Source organism: Streptomyces sp. NPDC001544, from assembly GCF_042894285.1.
Lineage (GTDB): Bacteria > Actinomycetota > Actinomycetes > Streptomycetales > Streptomycetaceae > Streptomyces.
This window is the reverse complement of sequence record NZ_JBIAVN010000013.1, coordinates 79,908-106,569: the sequence shown is the minus strand read 5'-3', so window position 1 is coordinate 106,569 and position 26,662 is coordinate 79,908. Positions and strand designations below refer to the sequence as shown.

General features: G+C 70.6%; 22 protein-coding genes and 1 pseudogene. 6 read left to right on the top strand and 17 right to left on the bottom strand.

All coding sequences use genetic code 11. The features are described 5' to 3' along the window. Nucleotides 1-53 precede the first annotated feature (53 nt). Both ACFY0F_RS28305 and ACFY0F_RS28300 read right to left on the bottom strand, forming a co-directional pair. Nucleotides 54-1,415, bottom strand: a pseudogene (locus ACFY0F_RS28305) (NAD(P)/FAD-dependent oxidoreductase); the annotation flags it as partial. Further along, nucleotides 1,412-1,678: a ferredoxin gene (locus ACFY0F_RS28300; protein ID WP_388800092.1), complete on the bottom strand. Its 267-nt coding sequence runs from the start codon at nucleotides 1,676-1,678 to the stop codon at nucleotides 1,412-1,414. The pseudogene ACFY0F_RS28305 and the gene ACFY0F_RS28300, both read right to left, overlap by 4 nt. Between ACFY0F_RS28300 and ACFY0F_RS28295 the strand changes: the two genes are divergently transcribed. After that, entirely contained in the window at nucleotides 1,677-2,234 is a 558-nt protein-coding gene (locus ACFY0F_RS28295) for a GNAT family N-acetyltransferase (RefSeq protein ID WP_388800089.1), read from the top strand. The two genes, ACFY0F_RS28300 and ACFY0F_RS28295, sit on opposite strands and share 2 nt — an antisense overlap. Before the next feature lie 24 nt (nucleotides 2,235-2,258). Here the strand turns inward: ACFY0F_RS28295 and ACFY0F_RS28290 are convergent, their stop codons facing one another. Beyond that, nucleotides 2,259-3,560 carry a cytochrome P450 gene (locus tag ACFY0F_RS28290; RefSeq protein WP_388800086.1) on the bottom strand — a complete coding sequence of 434 codons (1,302 nt, stop codon included), beginning with the start codon at nucleotides 3,558-3,560 and terminating at the stop codon, nucleotides 2,259-2,261. Nucleotides 3,561-3,835: 275 nt separating this feature from the next. After that, a complete protein-coding gene (locus ACFY0F_RS28285) occupies nucleotides 3,836-4,324 on the bottom strand; it encodes a hypothetical protein (RefSeq protein ID WP_388800083.1) in 489 nt (162 codons plus the stop codon). A 196-nt stretch (nucleotides 4,325-4,520) separates the two neighbouring features. Between ACFY0F_RS28285 and map the strand changes: the two genes are divergently transcribed. After that, a complete protein-coding gene (gene map / locus ACFY0F_RS28280) occupies nucleotides 4,521-5,303 on the top strand; it encodes a type I methionyl aminopeptidase (protein WP_388800079.1) in 783 nt (260 codons plus the stop codon). Here the strand turns inward: map and ACFY0F_RS28275 are convergent. From ACFY0F_RS28275 to ACFY0F_RS28260, 4 genes are all read right to left on the bottom strand, one after another. Beyond that, entirely contained in the window at nucleotides 5,275-6,102 is an 828-nt protein-coding gene (locus ACFY0F_RS28275; protein WP_388800076.1) for a DUF2182 domain-containing protein, read from the bottom strand. The two genes, map and ACFY0F_RS28275, sit on opposite strands and share 29 nt — an antisense overlap. After that, nucleotides 6,099-6,713 carry a DUF1326 domain-containing protein gene (locus ACFY0F_RS28270; RefSeq protein WP_388800073.1) on the bottom strand — a complete coding sequence of 205 codons (615 nt, stop codon included), beginning with the start codon at nucleotides 6,711-6,713 and terminating at the stop codon, nucleotides 6,099-6,101. Before ACFY0F_RS28270 ends, ACFY0F_RS28275 begins: the two co-directional genes overlap by 4 nt. A gap of 135 nt (nucleotides 6,714-6,848) precedes the next feature. Then, nucleotides 6,849-8,387, bottom strand: coding sequence for an ATP-binding protein (locus ACFY0F_RS28265; protein ID WP_388800070.1), 1,539 nt, complete (start codon nucleotides 8,385-8,387; stop codon nucleotides 6,849-6,851). A gap of 276 nt (nucleotides 8,388-8,663) precedes the next feature. Continuing rightward, nucleotides 8,664-11,459, bottom strand: a complete 2,796-nt coding sequence (locus tag ACFY0F_RS28260; RefSeq protein WP_388800067.1) for an aconitate hydratase — start codon at nucleotides 11,457-11,459, stop codon at nucleotides 8,664-8,666. Nucleotides 11,460-11,809: 350 nt separating this feature from the next. On the opposite strand from ACFY0F_RS28260, the gene ACFY0F_RS28255 reads away from it, so the two are divergent. From ACFY0F_RS28255 to ACFY0F_RS28245, 3 genes are all read left to right on the top strand, one after another. Continuing rightward, on the top strand, nucleotides 11,810-12,271 hold the full coding sequence (locus tag ACFY0F_RS28255) for a GNAT family N-acetyltransferase (RefSeq protein WP_388800387.1): 462 nt from the start codon (nucleotides 11,810-11,812) through the stop codon (nucleotides 12,269-12,271). 145 nt (nucleotides 12,272-12,416) lie between these two features. After that, on the top strand, nucleotides 12,417-12,614 hold the full coding sequence (locus tag ACFY0F_RS28250; RefSeq protein WP_388800064.1) for a DUF4236 domain-containing protein: 198 nt from the start codon (nucleotides 12,417-12,419) through the stop codon (nucleotides 12,612-12,614). Nucleotides 12,615-12,678: 64 nt separating this feature from the next. After that, complete coding sequence (locus tag ACFY0F_RS28245; RefSeq protein WP_388800061.1) at nucleotides 12,679-14,208, top strand: helix-turn-helix domain-containing protein; 1,530 nt, start codon at nucleotides 12,679-12,681, stop codon at nucleotides 14,206-14,208. 681 nt (nucleotides 14,209-14,889) lie between these two features. Here the strand turns inward: ACFY0F_RS28245 and ACFY0F_RS28240 are convergent. The 4 genes from ACFY0F_RS28240 to ACFY0F_RS28225 all read right to left on the bottom strand — a co-directional run bounded on the left by ACFY0F_RS28240 (nucleotide 14,890) and on the right by ACFY0F_RS28225 (nucleotide 20,049). After that, the gene (locus ACFY0F_RS28240; protein ID WP_388800058.1) at nucleotides 14,890-16,497 is read right to left on the bottom strand and encodes an alpha/beta hydrolase; all 1,608 of its coding nucleotides are present in this window, start codon (nucleotides 16,495-16,497) and stop codon (nucleotides 14,890-14,892) included. Nucleotides 16,498-16,844: 347 nt separating this feature from the next. Next, nucleotides 16,845-17,543, bottom strand: coding sequence for a response regulator (locus ACFY0F_RS28235; RefSeq protein ID WP_388800055.1), 699 nt, complete (start codon nucleotides 17,541-17,543; stop codon nucleotides 16,845-16,847). Next, the gene (locus ACFY0F_RS28230) at nucleotides 17,540-18,634 is read right to left on the bottom strand and encodes a sensor histidine kinase (RefSeq protein ID WP_388800052.1); all 1,095 of its coding nucleotides are present in this window, start codon (nucleotides 18,632-18,634) and stop codon (nucleotides 17,540-17,542) included. Before ACFY0F_RS28230 ends, ACFY0F_RS28235 begins: the two co-directional genes overlap by 4 nt. 995 nt (nucleotides 18,635-19,629) lie before the next feature. Beyond that, nucleotides 19,630-20,049 (bottom strand): hypothetical protein, encoded by a 420-nt coding sequence (locus ACFY0F_RS28225; protein ID WP_388800049.1) that lies wholly within the window; start codon nucleotides 20,047-20,049, stop codon nucleotides 19,630-19,632. Between the two features lie 647 nt (nucleotides 20,050-20,696). Between ACFY0F_RS28225 and ACFY0F_RS28220 the strand changes: the two genes are divergently transcribed. Next, nucleotides 20,697-21,839, top strand: coding sequence for a pentapeptide repeat-containing protein (locus tag ACFY0F_RS28220; RefSeq protein WP_388800046.1), 1,143 nt, complete (start codon nucleotides 20,697-20,699; stop codon nucleotides 21,837-21,839). Nucleotides 21,840-21,866: 27 nt separating this feature from the next. On the opposite strand, the gene ACFY0F_RS28215 is transcribed toward ACFY0F_RS28220, so the two are convergent. The 5 genes from ACFY0F_RS28215 to ACFY0F_RS28195 form a co-directional block, all read right to left on the bottom strand. Further along, on the bottom strand, nucleotides 21,867-22,700 hold the full coding sequence (locus ACFY0F_RS28215) for a class I SAM-dependent methyltransferase (protein ID WP_388800043.1): 834 nt from the start codon (nucleotides 22,698-22,700) through the stop codon (nucleotides 21,867-21,869). Nucleotides 22,701-22,788: 88 nt separating this feature from the next. Next, on the bottom strand, nucleotides 22,789-24,156 hold the full coding sequence (locus ACFY0F_RS28210; RefSeq protein WP_388800040.1) for a hypothetical protein: 1,368 nt from the start codon (nucleotides 24,154-24,156) through the stop codon (nucleotides 22,789-22,791). A 283-nt stretch (nucleotides 24,157-24,439) separates the two neighbouring features. After that, on the bottom strand, nucleotides 24,440-24,868 hold the full coding sequence (locus ACFY0F_RS28205) for a DUF6299 family protein (protein ID WP_388800037.1): 429 nt from the start codon (nucleotides 24,866-24,868) through the stop codon (nucleotides 24,440-24,442). A gap of 134 nt (nucleotides 24,869-25,002) precedes the next feature. Next, complete coding sequence (locus tag ACFY0F_RS28200) at nucleotides 25,003-25,401, bottom strand: RidA family protein (RefSeq protein ID WP_388800034.1); 399 nt, start codon at nucleotides 25,399-25,401, stop codon at nucleotides 25,003-25,005. After that, a complete protein-coding gene (locus ACFY0F_RS28195) occupies nucleotides 25,398-26,525 on the bottom strand; it encodes an acyl-CoA dehydrogenase family protein (RefSeq protein WP_388800031.1) in 1,128 nt (375 codons plus the stop codon). Before ACFY0F_RS28195 ends, ACFY0F_RS28200 begins: the two co-directional genes overlap by 4 nt. Nucleotides 26,526-26,662 lie beyond the last annotated feature (137 nt).

Sequence of the window (26,662 nt, the reverse complement as noted above, 5' to 3'; positions counted from 1 at the left end):
GTCGTGGTCGTCCGGCCATCCTCCCGCCGATGCTGGTGCACGGCCGTGGCGTGGCGCGCACCCGGGTCATGTCCTGTGACAACCACGGTGGCGCCCTGGGCGAGCAGAGTGGGCCCGGGGAAGTCGACGGACACCGGTTTCGTGTCGGCCGGCTGGTCCGGCGTCGGGCAGGGAGGCGGGAAAGGTGCGGCCGTCTCGATCAGCCGTCGGTAGTACTGCAGCCACTTGCCGTTGTTGAAGCTCACGGCAGCTGTGACGCGGCCCCGGTAGCCGTATGCGGTGACGAAACGGTGGTCGTCCAGCGATCCCTGGGTGACGACCACCTCGTCGGCGAAGGTCGGCACGCCGACGGACTTGATGTTGACGCCGAACTGGATCGACCAGAACAGCGGGATGGACAGGTGGGGCCGGCGGTCCGCCTGGGCGCTGACCATGTTGTGTGCCGCGACCTCTGCCTGCTCCACGGCGTTGGCCCAGTGCTCCTGTGCGATGAGCCGGTACTCGTAGATGGGGTTCGGGCAACGTGCCACGTCTCCCGCGGCGAAGACATGGTCGAGGGCGCGGCCATTGATGTCGAGGGCGCGGCAGCCCGTGTCACAGGTGATTCCCCACACGTCCGCCGCCAGTCCCGATGCCCGCAGCCACTCGGTGTTGCGGATGCTTCCGAGGGCCACCACCGCCACATCGGCGTCGACCGTGCTGCCGTCGTCGAAGTGAGCACGGCGAAAACGCCCCCGGGCGTCGCCCTCCAGCCGGGTGACCTTCACACCGCAGCGCAGGTCGACACCGTGAGCACGCTGCAGGTCCGACGCGACCTCACCGATCATGGCACCGAGCGCCCCGACCAGCGGGGCCGGCGCGAGTTCGGCGACGGTCACCGGGATGTCCCGCTCCCGGCAGATGGAGGCGATCTCGGAGCCGGTGAACCCCGCACCGATGACCAGGACCCGGGACGGCCCCGCGGCCAGGGCCCGCTGCAGCCCCTCGGCATGTTCGCGCGTACGCACGACGAACACGCCGTCCAGGGCTGCCTCGGACTCGACGAACCACGGCCGGGCCCGTACCCCCGTGGAGATCAGCACCCGGTCGAACGGAATGTCGCGTCCGTCGGCGAGACGCACATGGTCGGCCGCCAGGTCCAGCCCGCTCGCGGGCACCCCCAGCAGCCACTCGGCTTCGATGTCACGACGTCGAGGCAGTGTGGTGCCGCCGGCCGGCACCCACCCGGTGAGTACCTGCTTGGACAAGGGGGGCCGGTCATAGGGCTCGCCCAGCTCGTCGCCGATCATGGTCAGCGATCCGGTGAAACCCTCCTCGCGCAGAGCCTCCGCCGCCCGCAGGCCCGCCAGGGACGCCCCGACGACCACGATGCGGCCATCGCGCCTGAAGGCTTGCAGGTTGTCGGCGCCGGTCATGACGTCGACACCTCCGCCGGCGCGTTCCGTGCCTCCAACCGGTCGACGAGGATCGCCTGGACCGGGCAGGCGGCCGCGGCGCGGAGCACCTGCTCGCGCCGGGCGTCGTCGGGGCTCGGGTCGTACATCAGCGCTTCTTCATATCCCTGATGCGGCTGCATTCCGGGTACGAAAGCGGCGCTCTTTTGGATTGCCGTCTCGACGGAAAACATGTGGCGTGCCTGTCGGCCTCGCGCGCACAGCAGCGTGATCAAATAGGGCATGGCATCGTCGTGGACCGGCAATCTGGTACGCCTGCGCGCCGTCGAGCCCGATGACTGGACGGCGTTCGCGCGTTTCGCCGACGATGACGGGCCGCAAGGGGGTCGGCTGGATCTGCCGAGGTCTGCCGAGAGCTACCGTGCCTGGGCGAAGGAGCAGGCCGTTGCCGAGTGCGACGACGACCGCTTCCGGTTGGCGGTCGAAGCGACGGCCACGGGAGAGCTGGTCGGTACGGTCGGCTCACATCGCACCGGCCCTCGCTCAGGCTGGTTCGAGTTCGACATCACCATCAGCGCCGGACACCGGCGCAAGGGCTACGCGGCGGAAACCGTGGTGCTGCTGCTGCGCTTCATGTTCGCCGAGCGGCGCTATCACAAATGCCTGGCCGCGGTTCTGGCCCACAACGAGGCGTCGCTGGCGCTTTTTCGTGGGCTCGGTTTCACGGAGGAGGGACGCCTGCGGGAACACGTTTTCTTCGACGGCCGGCACCACGACCTCGTCATGATGGGCATGCTCGTCGACGAGTTCGACCGGCGACACACGAGGAGCGAACCATGAGCCGGTGATCCGAGCGCGTGTCCCTCAGCCGCGCAAGGTGGCACGCAGGTGCAGGCCGGCGGTTGCGAGACCTTCGAAGGTGGTGACCCGGTAGCCGTGTTCCGCGCCGGGCGGCTCGCTCAAGTGGTAGCGGCGGGCTGTCTGCGCGGTCATGAGCGTGAGCATGGCCATGGCCAGAGCGGCTCCCTCGCAACCGTGCGGCCCGGTACCGAAGCCGAGGAAGACCCCGGGTTTCTCCGACGAGCCCGAATCGTCGAGCCAGCGTTCGGGCCGGAACCGGTCCGGTTCGGGGTGTTCCCGTGCGTCGCGGTGGGCGGTGTAGGGGCAGACGAGAACGGTGGATCCGGCATCGATGGTGTAGTCGGCGAGCTGGGTCTGTCGCGGGGCGCGCCGGGTGAGCAGCCAGCTCGGGGGGTGCAGCCGGAGCACTTCGCGTACCAGCGCCTGGGTGTACCGCAGGTTGTCGAGGTGGGTGCTGGTCGTCGTGGCCGGGTCAGCGGGCAGCAGGGCGGCTTCGGACGCGACGCGGTCCGCGGCCTGGGCGTATCGGGCCAGGTGGAGCAAGATCCAGCCAGCTGCCCGGGAGGGTGTCTCGAAGGTGGCGACGGTGATTCCGGGAAGAGTGTCCAGGACGGCTTCTTCCGGCAGCGGGCCGTAGCGGGAGGAGGGCAGGAGCATCTGTCCCAGCACGTCGTCACCGAGCCGGCCCGATGAACGGCGCCGGCGGACGACGGACCGCGCGGCGTTGGTGAACGCGACCTGCCGCCGTGTGCGGAACCGCCGTGCCGGTGTGGGGACCCAGCGCGGCCACACCCAGTGCGTGGGACGTACGAGCACCTCCCGGGCCACGAAGAGCTGCCAGGCGAAGGGCAGCAGGGCAGGAGCGTCTTCGGAGAAGAGGTAGCGCACGCCGATCTCTGCCAGGGCGGGCCGGACCATGGGCAGAATCTCGACATCCCGGCCCGTGGGCCAGTGATCGGCAAATCGAGCGGTCCCTGGCGCGATCTCACCGATCCGGGCCGCAACCGCCTGCGGGCGCAGTCCGCGCATACGGGCGGCGCGAGCGTGCACCCGTTCCTCGGGCATCGGCGCTCCGCCCGTCCGCTTCAACGGCGGGAAGAGAGGCGAGGACGGCTTGGGGAAGTCCTGCGCGCGGTGCAGGACCTCTTCACACACCCCGCCCGCACCGGCTACGTAGACACCCGACTCCAACTGCCACACGTCCCCGCACTCGTCAGCGCCACGGCGCGCGAGTGCGAGCCGGTCGCGGCTCCAGGCCGCGAAGCTGCCTCCGGGCAACCGCGGCGGCTCATTCACTCGGCCCATGGGATCGCCCCTGACTTCTCGTGCCCCGTCCGGCCGATGTCGCCGGCAGCGTGGCCAGGAGCCGGCGGGAGCCCGGGGCGCCCGCCGAGCGTGTGGTCACACCTTGTCGTCGCCGGTGTGCGTGCCCCAGTCGTGGGCCCCGTACGCACCGTAGTTGCGAGTGAAGGACAACTTGGCGAGCAGCTTGGCGATCATGAGGCACTCCTCTCGCTTGCCTTCGCACCATGTGCCGTACGTCCGATTTTTTCGCATATGACACATGGATTCAAGGCGCGTCAGGGCGGCGGTCGAGTGGACGCAGAGCGCGGCGGGCCGGTGATCAGAAAGCCCACGAGCGAGGTCACAGCGCCGACGGCCTCGGCGATCGCGCTGCCGGTCCTCTTCGGCCCCCAGAACGGCTCGTACATGTTCGGCAGCGGACCGAGAGCGCCCACGTTCACGTACCCATAGAGCAGCACGGCGCCCAGCGCGGAGACGGACACCAGGAACGTGAACACCCACACCGGCCGTCGGCGGCCGAGGAGCAGGACCAGCAGCGCGGCCAGCGACGCCACGGCGGCTTCGAGGCGGAACAACGTTCCCTGGCTGATCTGCTGCCCGACCCGGTCATACGGAGAGGCGAGGTCGGCGTGCACGTAGGCGTCCACGGCCAGCGCGGCTGCGGTCACCACTTGGGCCAGCACGCGCACGACCGTGCGCATGCTGATGGCGGTGCGGTGCGGGCGGCCGCCGGGTCCTGGAGCCGCCGCCTGACGGAACTTCACGTTTGGCGGACCTCTCTTCCGCGGCAAGACTGGCCCACGTTCCCGGCCGCACCAACGCCGACACTCTCCGCGAGCGGGCCATCACCCGATCGGGCCGCGCGGCGAGTTCCCAGGCCTTGGCCTCCGCCTCGGGGCCCCCATTCCGTACCGGTATAGTTGGCCGGTATAGTTATTGGACGCATGAGAAAGTCGCCGCATGATCGAGATCCTGAACCCCACCCGGGTGGCCCGGGCGAAGGACACGGGCGCCCTGGTCGCCGACATCCTGCAGACGGTGAAGGGCCGTAGCACGATCGGCACGAACCTGCTGGACATAGACCGATGGACCAAGGCCATGATCGTCGAGGCGGGAGCGCAGTCCTGCTACGTCGACTACGCGCCGTCCTTCGGACGCGGCCCGTTCGGCCACTACATCTGCACGGCCGTCAACGACGCCGTGCTCCACGGGCGGCCGTACGACTACCAGCTCGCCGACGGCGATCTGCTGACGCTGGACCTCGCCGTCTCCAAGGGCGGAGTCGCCGCGGACGCCGCCATCAGCTTCATCGTGGGCGACGCGAAGCCCCCGGAGAGCGTCGCGATGATCAGCGCGACCGAGCGTGCGCTGGCCGCGGGGATCGCCGTCGCCGGGCCCGGGGCCCGCATCGGCGACATCTCCCATGCCATCGGTACGGTCCTCAGCGAGGCGGGGTACCCGATCAACACCGATTTCGGAGGTCATGGCATCGGATCGACGATGCACCAGGACCCGCACGTCGCGAACACCGGACGGCCCGGCCGGGGATACAAACTGCGCCCAGGGCTGCTGCTGGCCCTGGAGCCGTGGGTCATGGCGGACACCGCCACACTCGTCACCGATGCCGACGGATGGACGCTCCGCAGCGCGACGGGCTGCCGGACGGCACACACCGAGCACACGATCGCCATCACCGACGACGGTGCCGAGATCCTCACCTTGCCGAGGCAAGCACGACCGTGAGGTCGCAGCCCCCGTGTACCCCGGACCCGTCACAGAGGGGGAGGCCCCGCATCCCGGTCATGCCGCCGCCCGTGAGGTTGGGGGCCAGGAAGGGCGCCCAGAAGACGGCGATCGCGAGGGCCAGCGAGGTCAGGCCGACGACGCGGGCGAGAAGCGGGCCCCGCGGCAGGCGTTTCTCGGCGGCGACGACGGTGGCCAGGCCCGCCATGGCCCAGAGGTTCATCACACCGAACGCGGTGAGCAGCAGCATCAGGGACCAGCAGCAGCCGAGGCAGAACGCGCCATGGTGGGCGCCGGCGCGTACGTGACGCGACGGGCCGTGGTACGACGCGTAGCGGAGCAGCAGGCCGAGCGGTGAGCGGCACTTGGTGAGGCAGAAGTCCTTGAACGGGGTGAGCTGGTAGACACCGTTGACGGCGAAGACGGCGGCGGCAGCCGCCGTCCCTGCCGTGGGGTGTGCGGTGGTGACCTGATCGGCGCCGACGGCCAGGGCGTACGCCGGCAGTCCGGCGGCCGCCCAGACCAGGACGTAGCCGGCGGTGAACGCGATCATGCGCGGGCCCTCGTGCACGGGGCCCGTCCGGGCGTACAGGGAGGCGACCGGTGCCGTGGCGGGCAGCATCATCGCGGTCATCATGATCGTCCAGGTGACCATGGAGGCGAGCAGGTCCCCCGTCATGGTCCCGGATCCCATGTCGCCCCGGCGCAGCACCACCCATGCCCAGGCGGCGGCCGCCGTGAGCAGCACCAGCCCGGTGTGGCGCGTCCGGTGGCGGACGGTGACCGTCGTTCTGGTCACGCCGACCACGAGAAGGGCGCCGAGTGCGCGTTGCGGCCGGTGAAGTCCCATGAGCGGCCGTGTACGTCCTTGCCGAGGGCCCGCGTCGACCGGGCGACGGTCAGGGTGCTGTTGGCCGGGTGGAACATACCGGTCAGCCCCATGACCGGGCCGTCCTCGCCGAACTGCGGGGCCACCTGGTCCTCGATCTCGATGTCGAGGGCGTCCCCCACCCGCACGGTGTGGCGGCGCCCGTCGTCGCCGAAGTCGATGGGGACGCGCTCGACGCCGAGGACCTCGCCGATGAGGGGCACGAGCGCCGCCATCGGTCCGCCGACCTGCCCGGAGAACACCTTGCCCAGGGCGTCCGCCTGGCTGTCGTCGGCCGAGGCGTCGACGTACAGCGCCACCTGCCAGCCGCCGTCGGCCATCACCTGCGGGGTGTCGGCGAAGACGACGACGCTGCGGTCCGAGACGTCCACGCCGTCGACCTCTCCGCTTGCGACATGGAACGCGAGGGTCACCTGGCAGCGCTCGTTGTCGGCGGGTGCGGTGAGGCCCGAGGTGGTGCAGGGGCACACGGTGTCGCAGTTGCAGCTCTCCACATACGTACCGTTCACATTCCAAGCCATCTTCGTTCTCCTGCCTGGTGCGGGCGCCCGTCAGCGATGCGGAGCGGCGCCCGGTCGGCGGAACGAGAGGACTGATGCGGGCGCCGGCCTTGCGCGGGTCCTTGGCGTGTGCGGGCCGCCCGAGTACTTCCCAGGCTAGTCCCGCACCGGCACCCGCACCTCTGCGCATTCCCCGGCCGTCTCGCTCCCGGGCCGGCGCTCCGCGCCTTGAACCGCTGCCGGGAGCACGACGGTGAACTCCGTGCGGCCGGGGACGCTGGTGGCGTGGATGCGGCCGCCGTGGGCCGTGGTGATGGCCGCCGCCACGGCCAGGCCCAGTCCGGATCCGCTGCCGGTGGCCGAGGAGCGGGTGCGGGCGGTGTCCGCGCGGGTGAAGCGTTCGAAGACCGTGGGAAGGAGGTCGGGCGGGATGCCGGGGCCGTCGTCGTGGACGCGGATGACGCGGTGGGTGTCCGTGGACTCGACGCCGGCCACCACCGTCGTACCCGCCGGTGTGTGCACGCGCGCGTTGGCGAGCAGGTTGGCGACCACCTGGCGCAGGCGGGCCGCGTCGCCGACGACCAAGGCGGGGGCGTCGGGGATGTCCAGCCGCAGGTCGAGCTGCCGGACGTGGTCGCCGCCCGCGGCCCGCGCGTCCCAGACCGCCTCGGCGACCAGTACGGCGAGGTCCACCTCGGCGGAGTGCAGGGGGCGTCCCTCGTCCAGGCGGGCGAGCAGGAGGAGGTCCTCCACGAGGCCCGTCATCCGTGCCGACTCGGCCGAGACACGGCTCCAGGCGAGGACCGGCTCGATCCGGTCGGGTCCGCGGTTCATCAGCTCGGCGTATCCGGCGATGGACGCGAGCGGTGTGCGCAGTTCGTGGCTGGCGTCGGCCAGGAAGCGCCGCATACGTTCCTCGCCACGCCGGCGTTCGGCGAGGGAGGCCTCGACGTGGTCGATCATGCGGTTGAGGGCGGCGCCGACCTGGCCGGCCTCGGTGCCGGGGTCGGTGTCCCGCTCGGGCACCCGGGTCAGCCCGGTCGCCTCACCGTGGCCGAGCGGTGTGCGGGAGACCGCCACGGCCGTGGCGGCGACCCGGCCGAGCGGGCGCAACTGGCGGCGGATGACCACCGCGCAGACGCAGCCGGCGACCACGAGTCCCGCGCCGGCGACCACGGCCTCGACCTCGACCAGGCCGCCGATGGTGTCCCGTACGTCGTCCATGGGCAGACCGGTGAGGACCCGGATCCCGTCCGCGTCCAGGGAGGTGACCCGGTACGCGCCGAGCCCGGGGACGGTGCGGGTGTGCGTCGAGCCGTCGGCCGGGACGCCGCGGAGGGCGGCGCGCTGGGCGGAGTCGAGGGGGCGCGGCGTCGCGTCCTGGCGGACGACCGCGGCCGAGAGGATGGCGCCGCCGGCGTCGGGCCGGGCGGCGAGCATGCCGGCCGGGTGGCCGTTCTCGTCGAGGAAGGCCAGATCGGCGGTGCGCTCCGGGTGGAGCGCGGCGCCGCCCACGCTGTGTTCGGCGGCGTCGGTCACCCGGTCGTCCAGGTTGCCCATGAGAGCGGCGCGCTGGACGAACACGGTGGTGAGGGCCATCGCGGCGCACACCGCGACCAGGGCGGTGGTGACAAGGAGCAGCATGCGGGCGCGCAGTGAGCGGCCGCTCGGCCGGATGCGGGGTTCGGCGGTCATCTCCCCTCCTCCCCCGCCCGGCGCCACACCTCGGCCGGAGACTCGGTGAGACCGCTTCGGGACGCGAGGATGCCAGACATGTATCGATTCTGTGCCGGTGTCCTGGGGGAACGCTGTGTTCAGCCTGAGTGTCGGTGATGACCTGGCGCGGGTTCCGCCGCGGGTCGGCCGCGGCTCCGGGACGGACCCGGCAACGGCGGAGGGCCGCACCCCCGTCACCGGGGATGCGGCCCTCGACTGCCCTGCCGTACCGCTTGCTTGCGGACTGCTCGCGGACTACTTGCGGATCAGGCTGCGCAGCACGTACTGCATGATGCCGCCGTTGCGGTAGTAGTCGGCCTCACCGGGGGTGTCGATGCGGACGACCGCGTCGAACTCGACGCCCGTGTCGGTGGTGACCTTCACCGTGCGGGGGGTGGTGCCGTTGTTGAGTTCCTCGACGCCTGCGAAGGAGAAGGTCTCCTCGCCGGTCAGACCGAGGGACTCGGCGTTCTGGCCCTCCGGGAACTGCAGCGGCAGGACGCCCATGCCGATGAGGTTCGAGCGGTGGATGCGCTCGTACGACTCGGCGATGACGGCCTTGACGCCGAGCAGCGCGGTGCCCTTGGCCGCCCAGTCGCGGGACGAACCGGAGCCGTACTCCTTGCCGGCCAGGACGACCAGCGGGATGCCCTGCTCGATGTAGTTGCGCGAGGCGTCGTAGATGAAGGAGACCGGGCCGCCGTCCTGCGTGAAGTCGCGGGTGTAGCCGCCCTCGGTGCCCGGCGCGATCTGGTTGCGCAGGCGGATGTTGGCGAACGTACCGCGGATCATGACCTCGTGGTTGCCGCGGCGGGAGCCGTAGCTGTTGAAGTCGCGGCGCTCGACACCGTGCTCGGTGAGGTACTTGCCGGCCGGGGTGTCGGCCTTGATGGCGCCGGCGGGCGAGATGTGGTCGGTCGTCACCGAGTCGCCCAGCTTGGCGAGGACGCGCGCGCCGGAGATGTCGGAGACCGGGGCCGGCTCCATCTCCATGCCCTCGAAGTACGGGGGCTTGCGGACGTACGTCGACTCGGCGTCCCACTCGAAGGTGTTGCCGGTCGGGATCGGCAGCGCCTGCCACTGGGCGTCGCCCGCGAAGACGTCCTGGTAGGACTTGTTGAACATGTCCTCGCCGATGGCGTTGGCGACGACGTCGTTCACCTCGGACTCGGAGGGCCAGATGTCCTTCAGGAAGACCGGGTTGCCGTCCTGGTCGGTACCGAGGGCGTCCCGCGTGATGTCCACCTTCATGGAGCCCGCGAGGGCGTACGCGACGACCAGCGGCGGGGAGGCCAGGTAGTTCATCTTGACGTCGGGGTTGATACGGCCCTCGAAGTTGCGGTTGCCGGAGAGGACCGAGGTGACGGCGAGGTCGTTGTCGTTGACGGCCTTGGAGACCTCCTCCGGCAGCGGGCCGGAGTTGCCGATGCAGGTGGTGCAGCCGTAACCGACCAGGTTGAAGCCGACCTTGTCGAGGTACGGGGTCAGGCCCGCCTTGTCGAAGTAGTCGGTGACGACCTTCGAACCCGGGGCGAGGGTGGTCTTGACCCACGGCTTGCGGGTCAGGCCCTTCTCGACCGCCTTCTTGGCCACCAGGGCGGCGGCGACCATGACGTACGGGTTGGAGGTGTTGGTGCAGGAGGTGATGGCGGCGACCGTCACCGCGCCGTGGTCCAGCTCGTAGGTGGTGCCGTCGGGGGCGGTCACCTGGACCGGGTTGGACGGTACGGCGCCGGTGCCCTGGCCGTGCTGCGGGGCGCCCGCGCCGTTCTCCTGGCTGCCGTAGGCCGGGGCGTCGGAGGCCGGGAAGGACTCGGCGCTCGCCTCGTCGACCGGGGAGGCGGCGGCGGCCGGGGTCTGCGCGACGGGGGCCTCGACGTAGTTGAGGACGTCCTTGGCGAACTGCTGGGCGGCCTCGGCGAGGACGATGCGGTCCTGCGGGCGCTTCGGGCCGGCGATCGAGGGGACGACCGTCGACAGGTCGAGCTCCAGCTTCTCGGAGAAGTCGGGCTCGGCCTTCGGGTCCAGCCAGAGGCCCTGCTCCTTGGCGTAGGCCTCGACGAGGGCGACCTGCTGGTCGGAACGGCCGGTCAGACGCAGGTAGTTCAGGGTCTCGTCGTCTACGGGGAAGATCGCGGCGGTGGAGCCGAACTCCGGCGACATGTTGCCGATGGTGGCGCGGTTGGCGAGGGAGGTGGCGGCGACGCCCTCACCGTAGAACTCGACGAACTTGCCGACCACACCGTGCTTGCGAAGCATCTCGGTGATGGTGAGCACGAGGTCGGTGGCGGTGGTGCCGGCGGGCAGCTCGCCGGTGAGCTTGAAGCCGACGACGCGCGGGATGAGCATGGAGACCGGCTGGCCGAGCATCGCGGCCTCGGCCTCGATGCCGCCGACGCCCCAGCCGAGGACGCCGAGGCCGTTGACCATGGTGGTGTGCGAGTCGGTGCCGACGAGGGTGTCGGGGTACGCCTGGCCGCCCCGGACCATGACCGTGCGGGCCAGGTGCTCGATGTTCACCTGGTGGACGATGCCGGTGCCGGGCGGGACGACCTTGAACTCGTCGAAGGCGGTCTGACCCCAGCGCAGGAACTGGTAGCGCTCCTTGTTGCGGCCGTACTCGAGCTCGACGTTGGCCTTGAAGGCGTCGTTGGTGCCGAACTTGTCGGCGATCACGGAGTGGTCGATGACCAGCTCGGCCGGGGCCAGCGGGTTGATCTTCGCCGGGTCGCCGCCGAGCTCCTTCACGGCCTCACGCATGGTGGCGAGGTCCACGACACAGGGCACGCCGGTGAAGTCCTGCATGATCACGCGGGCCGGCGTGAACTGGATCTCCTGGCTGGGCTGCGCCTGGGAGTCCCAGCTGCCGAGGGCGCGGATGTGGTCGGCGGTGATGTTCGCGCCGTCCTCCGTGCGGAGCAGGTTCTCCAGCAGGACCTTGAGGCTGTACGGCAGTCGGGCCGAGCCCTCCACCTTGTCCAGCCGGAAGATCTCGTACGACTCGTCGCCCACCTGCAGCGTGCTGCGGGCGTCGAAGCTGTTCGCCGACACGACAGTCTCCTTCATTGATGTGCGCGTACCACCACGATCCTGCCGCCTCGGCATCTGGGCCGATCCGCTAAGGTAAGGCTAAGTTAGGCAACCCTTACCGAGCTGGCGGCTGCGGTGCACCCTCGGCAGATATCTCGATGTCGAGATAACTCTAGTACATGGGGCGCGGGACGGTCATGCCCGGCCCCGTTGCCCATTGCCTGCCGCCCGCCCACGGCCCGATACCGGCGGAGAATCACTTGGTCAGTGCTCGGCGGGGAGATCATCATGTCGGAATGCCTGAGAACCGATTCCCGGCGGCACCGACCGTGACATGACTCCCCCGGTACACGAAGGCGGATCAGGAGGAGATCCTCGGCAAGAGCGAGGACCCCTTCGGCGTCGCCTCGGCCGGTCTGACCTGGCTGCCGAAAGAGGAACACTTCGGCATCACACACGAAGGCCGTCTTGTGGCACACGCCGGCCTGCTGCGACTGCCTGTCGCGATCGGCGACACCGGGACGGAGGTGGTGGGGGTCGGCGGGGTGGCCGTCGCACCCGGCATGCAGGGGCGGGGCCTTGCCCGGCTCGTCGTCACGGCCGCCGTGGAACACGCCCGCACGATGGGCCCTCTGCACGCGCTCCTCTTCTGCCGGCCTCCCCTCGCGCCGCTCTACCAGCACCTCGGGTGGCACTCGCTCGACGAGGACGTACGCGTCGAACAACCCGGAGACCGCCTGGTGACCATGCCGCTCCGAACCATGGTGACGCCCCTGCGCGACGGCGCCCGCTGGCCCTCAGGGCCGGTCCGGCTGCTCTCGCTCCCCATGTGACGGAGGGCCGTCCAGCACGGCGACCAGGATTCACCTGCCAGAGACGACACCTGCGCGCGGATCCGGACTCTTCACCCATCGGTGCGCCGGGACGGGGTATCCGGGTTGAGCGGCAATCAGACCGGCGACCACCGAGGAGGCAGACATGCCGCTCACGTTCCGCAAGAGTTTCCGGATCCTGCCCGGTGTGCGACTGAACATCAACCGGCACTCCTGGTCCATCACGACCGGCGGCAAGAACGGCCCGCGCCACACCCACAGCAGTACCGGACGTAATACGACATCCATGGATTTGCCGGGACCTTTCGGGTGGCGTCACACCCGCTCGACCAGGGGTGATTGACGGGACGTCACCCGGACGGACCCCCCAGGAGGCGCCATCTCATATCTGAGATAACCTCAACCCCATGGCAGACGACTACCTCGTACGCATCGGCAAGCTCATCCGTGACGCGCGACACCACCGAGGCTGGACGCAGGCACAGCTCGCGGAGGCGCTCGGCACCAGCCAGAGCGCCGTCAATCGCATCGAGCGCGGCAACCAGAACATCAGCCTTGAGATGATCGCCCGAATCGGTGAAGCCCTGGACAGCGAGATCGTGTCGCTGGGCTACGCGGGCCCGATGCATCTGCGCGTGGTCGGCGGGCGCCGGCTCTCGGGCGCCATCGACGTCAAGACCAGCAAGAACGCCTGCGTGGCACTGCTGTGCGCCTCGCTGCTCAACAAGGGGCGCACGGTGCTGCGCAGGGTGGCACGCATCGAGGAGGTGTACCGCCTTCTGGAGGTACTCAACTCCATCGGTGTGCGCAGCCGCTGGATCAACGACGGCGTCGACCTCGAACTGGTCCCGCCCGCCGAGCTGGACATCGCGGCGATCGACGCCGAGGCGGCGGTCCGCACACGCTCCATCATCATGTTCTTCGGCCCCCTGCTGCACCGCATGGACCACTTCAAGCTGCCGTACGCCGGCGGCTGCGACCTGGGCACGCGGACGATCGAGCCGCACATGATCGCGCTGCGCCGGTTCGGGCTGGACATCGCGGCGACCGAGGGCCAGTACCACGCACAGGTCGACCGCTCGGTGCGGCCGGACCGGCCGATCGTACTGACCGAGCGCGGCGACACCGTCACCGAGAACGCGCTGCTGGCCGCAGCCCGGCACGACGGCGTCACGGTCATCCGCAACGCCTCCTCCAACTACATGGTCCAGGACCTCTGCTTCTTCCTGGAGGCCCTGGGCGTCAAGGTCGAGGGCATCGGCACCACCACGCTCACCGTGCACGGCGTGCCGGACATCGACGTCGACGTGGACTACTCCCCCTCGGAGGACCCGGTCGAGGCGATGAGCCTGGTGGCCGCCGCCGTGGTCACCGAGTCGGAACTGACGGTGCGCCGGGTGCCGATCGAGTTCCTGGAGATCGAGCTGGCCGTCCTGGAGGAGATGGGCCTCGACCACGACCGCAGCCCGGAGTACGTCGCCGACAACGGCCGCACCCGGCTGGTGGACCTCACCGTCCGGCCCTCCAAGCTGGAGGCGCCGATCGACAAGATCCACCCCATGCCGTTCCCCGGCCTGAACATCGACAACGTCCCGTTCTTCGCGGCGATCGCGGCGTCCGCCCAGGGCAAGACGCTGATCCACGACTGGGTCTACGACAACCGCGCGATCTACCTGACCGACCTCAACCGCCTCGGCGGACGGCTCCAGTTGCTCGACCCGCACCGTGTCCTCGTCGAGGGCCCGACCCGCTGGCGCGCCGCCGAGATGATGTGCCCACCCGCCCTGCGGCCCGCCGTGGTCGTCCTGCTGGCGATGATGGCGGCCGAGGGCACGTCGGTGCTGCGCAACGTGTACGTCATCAACCGGGGGTACGAGGACCTCGCCGAGCGGCTGAACTCGATCGGGGCGCAGATCGAGATCTTCCGGGACATCTGAAGGTCTTCGGAAACAGCGCCGCCACACCCCTCCTGACCTGCACGAACGCGAGACAGGAGGGGATGTGACGGCGCCTATGGGACTTTTCTGGGATTTTTGGCCGCCGCCGAAGGCTTCTGGTCGCCGCGCCCTCGACGTGATGCGTCGTCGCACACATGTCGACGGAAAACAGATTGAAGAAAACCGCAGGACAGCAGCGCGCAATGGGCAAATCGGACTCACGATCGATGCGCATCGTGGGCGCTACGGGGGCTACGCGCGACCGACGGTCCCAGCAGCGGCATCTCCGTCTCTCTGACAGCCGGCGCCCTGCAAGCGATCCGCGAGCGGGTCGGCAAGCGGGGCGTGTCCGCACACCTGGAGAAGGCCGCAAGCGGCCCCCTCGTCCTGGACAGCGAGGGCCTGGCCAAAGCCGTACAGCGCGACCGCGAGGGTCTACGAGTGGCTCATCGCCGCCCTCGACGCCGACCTTCCGGTGATCACCTCGGCCACCGCCCTCGCCCAGCCGGGCCGAGTCACGATCCTGACGTCCGACGTCGAGGACATGGCGTGGTCCAACACCGGTTGTGCCCGGGGTCCTTCCGGCGAGTTCGACAGGACGGGCGATGACCCGATCCGTGGATACCGCGTGAGTGGAGGGCACGTACTGTCCGGAGGACGGGAACACCGGGTTCCGGCCGGTTACTTCTGGGTGGCGTCGGTGCAGTAGAGATCCTTGTCCGGCAGGTGGCCGGTGGCCAGGAAGTCGACGGTGGCCTTGTCGGCGCAGGTGGAGCCTTCGTTGTAGGTGTAGTGCCCGCCGTTGTCGACGCCGACGAAGACGGAACCGTTACCGAGGGCCTTGTGCAGCCCGACGCCGCCTTCCCACGGGGTGGCGTTGTCCCGGCGGTTCTGCAGGATCAGGGTGTTGCGCGGGCCGCCGGACACGACCTTGACAGTCGACTCAGCCGGCTTGTTCCAGAAGGCGCATGCCCAGATGTTGGCGGGCATGCCGGCGGTCAGCGGCCACTTCTTCCGATCGGCGGCGGTGCGGGTGGCGTAGCCGTCGACGCTGTGCGGCCATTCGGCGTCGCCGCAGGTGAGAGCCATGAACACGGTGGCCTGGTTGTCCGCGGGGACGCCCGGGGACGACGGCGAGTCGGCGAACACCTCCTTGAGGAGCGCGGCGTCGGCGGCCGTGGTGCTGCCGTGGGACAGGTCGTCGGCCGCCCTCCAGAACCGGACGAGCACCGGAAGGGTGTTGTTGTGCAGAAGCAGGGCGTAGGTCATGTTCCGCAGCAGCGGCCCGTCCATCGACACCGATGCGCCGGGAATCGCCGCGGGCGTGCGGTCGAGCCGGTCGGCGAGGGTGAGATAGGTGTGGGTCACCTGCGCGACGTTCGTGCCCAGCTTCAGGGTGCTGTTCTGCGCCGCGGCGACGCGGGCGGCGTCGGGGAACCGGTCGGCCATGCCCTTGCCCCAGGTGCCCGCGACCTGGTTGGCCCATACCTTGGTGGGGTCTACGTTGCCTTCCAGGATCATGCGATCGGTGTGGTTCTGGAAGAGGGACCGGTAGACGGCGCCGAGGTAGGTGCCGTAGGACTGGCCCCAGTAGGAGACCTTCTTCTCACCGAGCGCCTGACGGATACGGTTTATGTCGCGGGCGGTGTTGGCGGTGTTGTAGTACCGCAGGTTCTTGCCCACGGTGTCGGCGCACTGCTTGGCGTCGGCTTTGGCGAGGGCCACGTTCTTGGTGATCGAGCCGTCCACGGCGGGATAGGGAAAGAGCCCGGTCACGCTGGGGTCCTTCAGACCACAACTCTGCGGGGTGCTGTGTTCGACGCCGCGCGGGTCGAAGCCGACCAGGTCGTAGCGGTCCAGCACGGACTTCGGCAGGGTGGACGCCATGGTTTCGGGCATGTCGAGACCGCCCAGAGCCGGCCCGCCGGGGTTCAGCACCAGGACGCCACGTCGCTTCCCGGGTATGGCGGTGGACAGCCGGGAGACCGCCACGTCGATCTTCGTGCCGCCCGGGTGCTGGTAGTTCAGGGGAACTTCCAACGTCCCGCAGGCCAGGTGGGGGCTACGGGTTTGTCCCTCGGCCAAGGCCGGGCACTTGCCCCAGGTGATCCTGGCGTCCCCCGCGGTCTGGCCGGCGCTCTTGGCGGCGACCTGGGCCGGTTGCGAGCCCTGGGCATCGGCGCCGCACGCAACCAGTGCGGTCCCTGCCACCGTGGAGACCAGCAGGGCCGCGGCGAGTCGGCGGCCTCCGGGGAGACCGTACTTCGCGGAACTGCGCGTATTGGTCATGGCGTTGTCCTTGGCTACTCGGCTGGTCGGCCTGCCTGTTCAGGCCGTCGTGTTGACGGTTCGAGTCAACAAGAGGTCACCGGTCGCGCGCGTCACCGCGGAGAGGACACATCAGGTAGCTCGCTCGGGGGATGCCGGGCCGAACCTGAGAAGGGGTGAGCGGCCCCAGTGGATCGGGGGCGGGCAAGTTGTGGGAGCGGACCGAGCCGTTGCCGCCGGTGCGCCGCCCCGCACGGATCACCCGGGGCGAGGGCGTCCGTCACCCGGAGCGAGGCGTCCGGACGTCCGGCCAGGAGGCGATCGCGGCCGTGGCGCGCTCGCCTGACCCGGCCGGCATCACAGGGCCGTCAGGCGCGGTCGCCGTCCCCCGTCAACCCCGCCCGATACGCCAGGACCACCGCCTGGACGCGGTCACGGAGGTCCAGTTTGGTCAGGATGCGGGAGACGTAGGTCTTCACGGTCTCGTGGCTGATGACCAGCTCGGTGGCGATTTCGGCGTTCGACAGGCCCTCGCTGATGAGGAGAAGGACCTCGTGCTCACGGGGGGTGAGGACCTTGATGCGCTCGCGCTCGGGGGACGCGGGGGCGGCAGAGGGGCGTACGCGTTCGGCGAAGCGGCCGATCAGGGTGCGGGTCACAGCGGGGGCCAGGAGGGACTCGCCGCGGGCGACGACGCGTACCGCGTTGATCAGTTCGGGCGGTGGTGCATCCTTCAGCAGGAAGCCGCTGGCACCGGCGCGGAGAGCCTCGTACACGTACTCGTCCACGTTGAAGGTCGTGACGACGAGGATCCTGGCAGGAGTGAGGGAGTCGGGGCCTGCCAGGCGGCGGGTGGCCTCGATTCCGTCGAGCAGGGGCATGCGGATGTCCATGACGACGACGTCCGGCTTCAGCTCCTGCGTGCTCCGGATCGCCGCTCGGCCGTCCATGGCCTCCCCCACGACCTCGATGTCGGGCTGGGCGGAGAGGATCGTGACGAAGCCGGCACGCACGAGGGCCTGGTCCTCGCAGACCAGCACCCTGATCGCAGCAGGCGGAACACTCACGCGGCACCTCCCGAGGGGATCCGTGCGTGCACGCGGAAACCGCCCTGCGGGCGGGGCCCTGCCGCGAACTCGCCTCCCAGCATCTCCACCCGTTCCCGCAGCCCGGTCAGGCCCCGGCCACCCGAGACGTACGGGCCGCCACCCGGCAGGGCGGCGGACACGAGAGCGCCGTCGGCCGTCCCGGCGGTGGTGACCTCCACGTCCGTCCAGCCGGGGGTGTGCGCAAGCCGTACCAGCGTCCGCCGGCCCGCGGCATACTTCACGGCGTTCGTCAGGGATTCCTGCACGACGCGATACGCCGTGAGCTGGGCACCTACGGCCATGGCCGACTGCTCTCCGTCCTCGACCAGCTCGACCGGCTGGCCGCCCGCTCGTGTCTGCTCCACCAGATCAGGCACCCGGCCCGGCAGCGGCGTCCGCTCCCGGGGCGCCGAATCACCGGTCGCCTCCAGCACACCGAGCAGGAACCGGAGCTCGGCCAGCGCGCGACGCCCGGTGCCGTTGATGGCGTCGAGGGACTCGTGGAGGCGGTCCGGCGACTCGGTCAGGTACTGTGCCGCGCCCGCCTGCACCACCATCGCGGTCACATGGTGTGTCACCACGTCGTGCAACTCCCGCGCCAGGCGGCTGCGTTCCGCCACGATGGCCATCTGCGCGGACAGGCGCCGCCGCTCGGCCTCCTGCTGCCGCCGCCCGCGGACCAGGACTCCCAGGCTCCACACCACCACAAGGACCAGGTAATAGAGCAGGTAGTCGGTCAGGTCCTCGGGCGAATCCAGCGCGTACAGGGCGACGCCGAAGACCAGGTAACCGCCCGTCGCCGCCAGCGGTACGACCCGCCGGAAGCGGTCCTGGTGGGCACCCACGGAGTACAGCGCGATGTACAGCCCCAGGCTACCGAAGGTCGGCGGCAGGCCCAGGCACTCGTACACCGCGAACGAGGCCCCCGTCACCGCGAGGCAGGCGGCCGGCCACCGGGTGCGCACCGCAAGCGGCAGGGTCTGCCCCAGAGTCAGCAGCACACTCGCGACGGAGGCGCCATGAGTGGGAAGAGTGCCGAACTGCGCGCCGATCCGCGACAGCGGCGCCACGAACGACAGCACCGTGAAGACAAGCGCGAACCCACGGTCCCTGGTAGCGGCAGGACGTGATCCCCACCAGCGCGTCAGCACGCGGAGCCGAGCGGCTGCGGCGGCGACCGGGTTCACCCGGCCCTGCGCACGCGCCGTCGGCACGGGGGATGCCGAACCCGCTGGTTCACGTGCTGCTTGGTCTTCCGTCATGGTCATCCACGATCCCGTAGGTCCGGCGCTGAGCGACATGGGGACCGAGCCGTGGTCCGCTGCCCGCCCGTTCGCTACGACCTGTTCGGTGTCGAGCGTCGCACGGCGTTGCGGGCCGGACGGTCTTGCACTGTGAGCCTAGCGTTCTGAGGCGTGGGTTGCGTCCCCCGAGAGAGGACACCGGGGTAGCCCGTTCGGGAGATGCGCGAAGACGGCAAGTGCCCGCCTGTCGGTGACGACGCCCAGGAGTCGCGGCCCTTGGCTTTCCAGCATCGAACGTGCAGACCGCCCTCCGGGAGCGGCCCCGAGGAGGAAACCATGTCGCCCGACCACCGTCAGTCACCCCGATGCAACCCGCCGATCGCGGGGTCCACCGGACCGGAGCGGCCAAGCAGAACACCGGAGGCCCTGTGCGGTGGGAGACGTCGGCGTGGGTGCGTCCGCCGGTAGCGTTCGTACCGACGCCGGCCGTGAACGGGACCACCGGCACCATCGTCAACAACGCCGCCGACGCCACTCCGCTGACCCCTCCAGGGGTGGGCACGGGAGTTCTCTGGGACTTTTCTGGGACTTCTGACTGCGTCAACTGGCGCGACCGTGAAACAGCCGAAAGGTCATCTGCGCAGGCCAGCGCGGCGTAGCCGCCCAGCGTGGCAGGTCAGCGGGCCGGTTGGTCTCTTCCGGGACATCTGAGGGTCTTCCGGAGCAATGCCGTTACGCCCCTCCTGGCCTGCGTCTGTGCGAGCCGGGAGGGGGGTCGGGTGGCGGACTCCGGCCCCGCAGCCGGGCCAGGGCATGGACGGCTACGCTACGCCGCTGGTGTCGAAATTGCAGCGGAAGTCCGCTCCGTTGGCGCCGTTGCGGAGGCAGACCCACAATTCGATTACCGCGCCTTCGGGCATGTTGTGGTTGTTGTTGTATTCCCAGGTGGAGCCGGCGCCGTTCGCGTCCTGTACTTCTGCTGAGTAGGGGGTTCCGTCGGAGCCGCTCCAGTACACGTAGGCGACGGCGCGGTAACCGTCGGCGCAGTCGTCGCGGACGCCGAACTTGTCCCCGCTGCTGATCCACCGAGCTTCGCCGCAGCGGTCGGGGGTGTAGACGTGGCTGTCCACTCCCTCGGCGCCGGCAGGGGCGGCGTGGGCTGCGGGCGTGAGGGCGGTCAGTCCGCTGATGGCGAGGGCTGTGGTGGCGGCGAGCGGGGCGAGGCGCCTTCGGATGGTCATGTGTCGGTCCTCCCGTCGGGCGGGGCGCCTTGGCGGCGTCCCGGCTTTCGCGCAGACCACGGTGGGCTGTTGGAGCCGGGAAGGCCAGGGTCGTTGGGCAGGTGGCGTCTTTCCGGGATGACTCACCCTTTGACGTGCTGGGACGCGGCGTGGGGTGGCGAACGGGTGGGACGAACCCCAGGGCCGGCCCAGGGTGCCTACGGCCAGGTTGCACCAGGTCGCCACCGCCCGCGGCGCGTTGCCGCTTCGCAGCGGCATCAGTTGTGTCTTCTGTGCATGCGGGTCTCAAGGGATCCGTTGCCGTCGTCCAGGGCGCCTGCAGTTGTCCAGGGTCACCGGGTAGCCGGGCTTCGAGGCTGCGGCCCCGGCCGTACTGTCGCTCGCCTAGTCGTCGGACGCGGAGGCACCGCAGGCCGACGTGAGCAGGCAGAGGGCTGCGGCCAGGGCGGTGGCGACCGGCCGGTTCATCGACATACGGGCTCCTCGTTCATGTTCACGGGCGTATGGGCTGTACTCACCGGACTGAGAGGCTTGTGTCGCAGTAGTCGGGGCGAACCGGCCCTCAGTTCCCAGCGGTTGTCGGCTACTTGCCGGGCGTCACCCGAACGACCGCAGCTTGACCGGCTTCGGCCCTGTCCTAAGATCCGATGCCCATGGGGGGATCTGTTCGTGACCGCTCGCGTCTGACCCGGACCGTCGTCATCGCGTCGGCAGCACTGGCCGGGCTTGCCGTACTGGGCGTTGGGCTCCTGGTTCTTCCGGGTCTCGTGGTCGACCACGATCTCGCCGGCGGCCAGCTTGCCGCAGCGGACCGGCTGAACGCGGTGAACAACGTGCGCACCACGCTTCTGCAGACGGTGGGCGGCGCGGTGGTGCTGTTCGGCGCCTACGCCACGTGGCGGCAGTTGCGCGTCAGCCAGGACGGGTTGCACGCGACCCGCGAAGGAAACGTCACCGATCGCTTCAGCCGGGCCGTGGACCAGCTCGGAAGCGACAAGCTGGACGTGCGGATCGGGGGCATCTACGCCTTGTGGCGGATCGCCGACCACTCCGTCCGCGATCACGAGGCGGTCGTCTCCATCATGGCGGCGTATCTTCGGACGCACCTGCCCTGGCCGCCGCAGGAGCCCGGAGTGCCGCCCGCGGACGCCTCGATCAACTCGGTGCTGCCGTTGGAGACCCGCGCCGCGGATGCCCAGACGGCACTGACCTGCCTCGGGGTCCTGCGCCGGGAGCCACGCCCCGAGTGGCTCAACGTCAGCCTGACCGACCTGCGAAGAGCCGACTGCGACGGGCTCTGGCTGCAGGAAGTCAACCTTGACGGCACGTGCCTGGAGGCGGCGAGCATCTACCAGGTCAACTTGAGCAAGGCTTCACTGATAGCGGCCAACCTGCGGCACGCCGAGCTGGGAACCTCGATTCTCCACCAGGTTCGCTGTATCGAGGCCGACCTGCGCGGCGCACGCCTGGTCAAGGCCGACCTGCGGGAGGCGGACTTCTCGCGTGCGGACCTGCGGGAAGCGAACCTGCGCAAGGTGCGTGCCCATGGCGCCGTGTTCGCCGGCGCGGACCTGAGAATGGCCGACCTCCGAGGCTGCGACCTCAGCCGCGCGGTCTTGCGAGAGGCCAGTCTGGAAGGTGCGCTGGCGAGCGACCTCACGATCTGGCCGAACGGGTTCGACGCTCAGGCGGCCGGCGTCGTCGTCACCGCCGACCCTGGCGCCGAACCGGACAACGCGCTGCCCGCCGCCGCGATCACGAGGCAGGCCCCGCCGCTGCGGTCGGCCTGATGTCCGGCCCTCCAAGCCGGAGGCGCCTCAGCGGAGCGCCAGCAGGCCGTACAGCAGTGGGATCCGGGGCTCGGGCAGTCGCCACCAGCCGGACGGGGTACGGGTCATCCGCGGCCAGCGCGGCCACGGCAACTCGTCGTACTCCCGCAGTCGCCGGAGCGTCATCCCTGCCTCCGTCACCGCGTTGACGGCCTCGTCGATGCCGTGCATCCACTCGTAACTGTCCCGCACGCCCTCGACCGCGGGTCCGTCGGTGTACGTGTACGTCGCATCGCGGTGTACGGGTCCACGGCCGCCGAGATAGTCGTGGCGCAGCAGTAGCTCGGAGCCCTCACCCGGGCCTGGGGCGGGCTTCACACCCAGGGAGTTCAGAAGCGGATGGAATTCGACGACGTACAGCCGGCCGCCAGGACGCAGCAGACGGCTGACGGTCTGCGCCCACCGGAGGAGGTCGGGGAGATAGCACAGGGCTCCCTTGCCGGTGTAGACGACGTCGAAGCGCCGCTCACCGAGAGCCTCGACGGCGTCGTAGACATTGGCCTGCACGTACGTCACGTCGAGTCCCGCCCGGTCCGCGACGGCGCGGGCCGCCGCCACGGACGCCGGGGAGAAGTCGAGCCCCGTGGTCCGCGCTCCTCGCTGTGCGAAGGCGATCGTCTCGGTGCCGAGATGGCACTGGAGGTGCAGGACGTCACGTCCGTCGAGGTCCCCGAGGTCGTCCCATTCGAAGGGGGCGAACCAGCGCGCGGGGTCGAGGCCCTGTTCGAGGCCGTAGAACCGGCTGGCCACGTGCACCGGGGTGCGCGCGTCCCAGTTCTCCTGGTTGGCGCGCATCAGCCGCTCGTGCTCATCGATGCTCATGGACGCCATCCAAGCGCGAACAGCCAGTGTCAGGTAGTCAATGGCTGGCCAGTGCCGGGGCGGGCCGGTCAGGTGACGCCGGCGGCCGTCACCAGCTCCAGCCGTGACCGCCGCCGCTGTGGAACAGGGCCATGACCGCGGTGACCACCACGAGGTACCCGGTGGCGCGGCCCTGGCGGAACATGGCGGCGAGCGCCCAGGCGAAAGCGGCGTACCAGGGCATCGACCACGGCGCCGTGAGGAGCCAGGCGAAGGCGAGCGCGAACGTCACGGCGGCGGGAGCGGGGGTGTCCTCCGGCGCCCGGTGGCGCAGTGCCGCGGCGAGCGCCAGCATCAGCACGGGCCACAGCAGACGGATGACGGTCGAGGAGGCGCCGGCGCCCAGCGACGCGGTGGCGAACCCGTCGAACGCCTGCCACACCGAGGGTCGGGAGATCTGGTGTGTGGCCGCGGAGAGCGGGGCCAGCGCGTGCGAGCCGTAGACGCTGTACACGCCGGCCAGGGTCAGTACGGCGGCGGACAGCTGTCGCAGGGCACGCCGCCAGGTACCGGAGCGCAGCAACGGCCAGGCCAGTCCGACGCCGAGCAGGGCGGCACTGATCTTGACGCCGCAGGCCAGGCCGACGAGCACGCCGACCGTCGCGTCGTGGTGCCGTCCGGCGGTCCGGGTGGCGAGGCAGACCGCGCAGACGGCCAGGCAGGCGACGAGGGTGTCCAGGTGCCCGCCGACGACCATCAGGCCGATCAGGAGGGGGTTGGCGGTCCACAGCAGCCCGGCCCGGACGGGATCGTCGGCGGTGCGCATCAGCAGGTAGCCCGTGGCCAGGAACGCGGCCGCGCCCGCGAGCATCAGGACCGTGATGGTCAGCCATGGCCGGTCGCCGCCGACGTACGCCGCGGCGGCCTGCCACCACGTCGCGACCGGCCCGTACACCGAGGGTGCGTCCCGCCAGGCGGCGCCCACGAGATCGGCGTAGCCGCCGCCCAGCTGGGCGGGGGTCGTCAGATACGGGTCGCCGCCGAGCGCGGTGATGCGGCCGTAGGCGGCGTAGCTGGCCGTGTCGGAGGAACCGACCGGGGTGACGCCCGCCAGGACGACCGTGGCGAGGGCGCCGACGCGGAAGAGGCGCCGGGGGTCGGGGCTCCAGCCCTCGCGGTGCGCCTTGAGGGTCAGGAGCGTGCCGAGGCAGGACAGGGCTATGGCCGTCAGCGTGGCGGCCAGGGAGAGGGCGCCGGGCAGAGGGGGCAGGCGGAGCCAGCCCGTCGCCGCCTTGAGCGTGTTGTAGTTGGGGGCGCTCGCGCCGACCAACCCGAACAGCACGACGCCCGCCACGGACATCCACAGGCCCGCGGGCAGCGCGGACCGGGCGAGGACCGTCGACGGCCGCGAGGGGATGGTGCGCATGCCGCCCGAAGAGCGCGGGGCCCACTCGTTGTCGTCGGTTGTCCAGGTCACTGTCTGCCCTGAGCTGTCGGTGCTTCGGCGTTCCGCGGGGACAGGACTGACAAGATACGGACGCGGTCGGATGTCCCCTAGGCGGAACGCTACCGCCCACCGAGGGGGCCGTGTGCTGCGGACGGTGCCGCACATCGACCCCCGTCCGGGGCGTTTCCGCAGGTCACGGCGGCTGGGCAGGGGTGGGGGACCCCGAATCCGGCGGGTTCGCTTCCGCAACATTCACCCACGCACCACTCCTGACAGGCCTGGTGTTGCGGTGGCGGCCACCTGACGCGTGCGGTCAGGGCCGGACCAGGGTCACGTCCTGCTCCCGGTCGGCGTGGAAGTGCGGTACCGGGACGCCGTCCTCGGGGCGCAGGTCCAGGACGTTGGCCTCGACGCGGGCCGCGCCGGGCTCGAACCGCTCCTGGGTGACCCGGCCGGAGTTCTCCCAGTGGTGCTCGGCGCCGTCGCACTGGGCGCGGCTGCCGCCGATGCCGTGCCGGTCTCCGGAGCGGTCCTGGCTGACGGAGGTGCCGATGTAGACCGGACTCGTGTCGGCGGCGTTGCAGCGGTAGGTACCGGAGACGGTGACGGTGCCGTCCGCGGCGACGCGTCCCGTGCGGTCGACCGTGACGGTCTCGGACGGGCCGGCGGTCGCGGGTGCGACGGCGGCGAACAGCAGGGCGGCGCCGGCGGCGGCGCCGAGGACGGGACGCAGGGGCAGCATGGAGTACCTCCCGGATCATGGGGTGCGGCCTCCACCTGTACCGCCCACGGGGCGCTCGCGGTGTGATCGTCACTCAAACGGTGGCGCGTCACGCGTTGCCGCGCGGCGGCGCGTGACGGCGGCGCGACCGGGGGTCAGGGGAGTACGGCGAACCCGTCGAGCTCGACCATCGCCTTCTCGTCCCACAGCCGGACGACCTCCACGACGGCCATCGCCGGGTAGTCGCGGCCCGCGGACCTCCGCCAGATGCGGCCGAGTTCGGGCGCGTGGGTGCGGTAGGCGGCGACGTCGGTGGTGTAGACGGTGACGCGGGCGAGGGCGTCGGGGGTGCCGCCGGCCGCGTTCAGGGCGGTGAGGAGGTTGCCGAGGGCCTGCTGGAACTGTTCGGGGAGGGTGTCGCCGAGGACCTTGCCGTCGGGGTCGAGGGCGGTCTGGCCCGCGAGGAAGACGAGCCGGCCGCCGGTGGCGACGACGGCGTGGGAGAAGCCGGTCGGCGGGGAGAGCTCGGGCGGGTTGACACGCTCGGCGGTCATCGGGCCTCCACGTGGGCGTACAGCTCCTTGGCGATGATGCCGCGCTGCACCTCGCTGGCGCCCTCGTACACGCGGGGGGCGCGCACCTCGCGGTAGAGGTGTTCGAGGAGGTGGCCGCGGCGCAGGGCGCGGGCGCCCTGCAGCTGGACGGCCGCGTCGACGACGTACTGCGCGGTCTCGGTGGCGAGCAGCTTCGCCATCGCCGAGCGCTTGGGGACGTCCGGGGCGTCCTCGTCGTACGCCGTGGCCGCCGCGTACACCATCAGGCGTGCCGCGTCGGTGCGCAGCGCCATCTCGGCGACCTGGTGGGCGACGGCCTGCAGGTCGCTCAGCTTGCCGCCGAAGGCGTCGCGCCGCGCGGTGTGGGCGAGGGTGGCGTCCAGCGCGGCCTGCGCCATGCCGACGGCGAAGGCGCCGACGCTGGGCCGGAAGAGGTTGAGGGTGCCCATGGCGACCCGGAAGCCGCGGTCCGGCTCGCCGAGGACGTCGTCCGCGGTGACGGGTACGGCGTCGAAGCCGAGGCTGCCGATGGGGTGCGGGGAGAGCATCTCCAGGGCGGAGCCGGTGAGGCCGGGGCGGTCGGCGGGGACCAGGAAGGCGGTCACCCCGCGGGCGCCCGCTTCGGGGGTGGTGCGCGCGAACACCGTGTAGAAGTCGGCTTCGGGGGCGTTGGAGATCCAGCACTTCTCGCCGGTGAGCCGCCAGCGCCCGGGGCCGTCGGGTGCCGCCGCGAGGGAGAGCGCCGCCGCGTCCGATCCGGCCCCCGGCTCGCTCAGGGCGAAGGCGGCCACGGCGCTGCCGTCGGCGACCCGGGGCAGCCAGTGCCCGCGCTGGGCCGGGGTGCCGTGGGCGTGGACGGGGTGGGCGCCCAGGCCCTGCAGGGCGAGGGCGGTCTCGGCCTCGGTGCAGGCGTACGCCAGGGACTCCCGCATGAGGCACAGGTCCAGCGCGCCGGAGGTGAACAGCCGGGACAGCAGGCCCAGCCGGCCGAGTTCGGCGACGAGCGGGCGGTTGACGCGGCCCGGTTCGCCCTTCTCGGCGATCGGGCGCAGCCGTTCGGCGGCCAGAGTGCGCAGTTCGGCGCACCGGGCGGCCTGTTGCGGTTCGAGCGAGAATGCGGACAACTCGCCGGTCTCCTCTCCCGTTTCTCCCCGCGTCTCCCGGTGCCGTACCCGTGCGCCGGGGCGCACCCCTCACGGTATCGCGTTCGGTTGACTGTCGTCACCAACGCGATACGCTCCTTGCGCGAGCCCACCATCAG

What these genes read in the sequence shown, in the direction of transcription:
- ACFY0F_RS28205 (WP_388800037.1), bottom strand. Translation starts at nt 24,868, where the DNA reads ATGCTGCCCCTGCGTCCCGTCCTCGGCGCCGCCGCCGGCGCCGCCCTG.
- ACFY0F_RS28200 (WP_388800034.1), bottom strand. Translation starts at nt 25,401, where the DNA reads ATGACCGCCGAGCGTGTCAACCCGCCCGAGCTCTCCCCGCCGACCGGC.
- map (WP_388800079.1), top strand. Translation starts at nt 4,521, where the DNA reads ATGATCGAGATCCTGAACCCCACCCGGGTGGCCCGGGCGAAGGACACG.
- ACFY0F_RS28240 (WP_388800058.1), bottom strand. Translation starts at nt 16,497, where the DNA reads ATGACCAATACGCGCAGTTCCGCGAAGTACGGTCTCCCCGGAGGCCGC.
- ACFY0F_RS28245 (WP_388800061.1), top strand. Translation starts at nt 12,679, where the DNA reads ATGGCAGACGACTACCTCGTACGCATCGGCAAGCTCATCCGTGACGCG.
- ACFY0F_RS28300 (WP_388800092.1), bottom strand. Translation starts at nt 1,678, where the DNA reads ATGCCCTATTTGATCACGCTGCTGTGCGCGCGAGGCCGACAGGCACGC.
- ACFY0F_RS28265 (WP_388800070.1), bottom strand. Translation starts at nt 8,387, where the DNA reads ATGACCGCCGAACCCCGCATCCGGCCGAGCGGCCGCTCACTGCGCGCC.
- ACFY0F_RS28295 (WP_388800089.1), top strand. Translation starts at nt 1,677, where the DNA reads ATGGCATCGTCGTGGACCGGCAATCTGGTACGCCTGCGCGCCGTCGAG.
- ACFY0F_RS28290 (WP_388800086.1), bottom strand. Translation starts at nt 3,560, where the DNA reads ATGGGCCGAGTGAATGAGCCGCCGCGGTTGCCCGGAGGCAGCTTCGCG.
- ACFY0F_RS28270 (WP_388800073.1), bottom strand. Translation starts at nt 6,713, where the DNA reads ATGGCTTGGAATGTGAACGGTACGTATGTGGAGAGCTGCAACTGCGAC.
- ACFY0F_RS28225 (WP_388800049.1), bottom strand. Translation starts at nt 20,049, where the DNA reads ATGACCATCCGAAGGCGCCTCGCCCCGCTCGCCGCCACCACAGCCCTC.
- ACFY0F_RS28220 (WP_388800046.1), top strand. Translation starts at nt 20,697, where the DNA reads ATGCCCATGGGGGGATCTGTTCGTGACCGCTCGCGTCTGACCCGGACC.
- ACFY0F_RS28215 (WP_388800043.1), bottom strand. Translation starts at nt 22,700, where the DNA reads ATGAGCATCGATGAGCACGAGCGGCTGATGCGCGCCAACCAGGAGAAC.
- ACFY0F_RS28250 (WP_388800064.1), top strand. Translation starts at nt 12,417, where the DNA reads ATGCCGCTCACGTTCCGCAAGAGTTTCCGGATCCTGCCCGGTGTGCGA.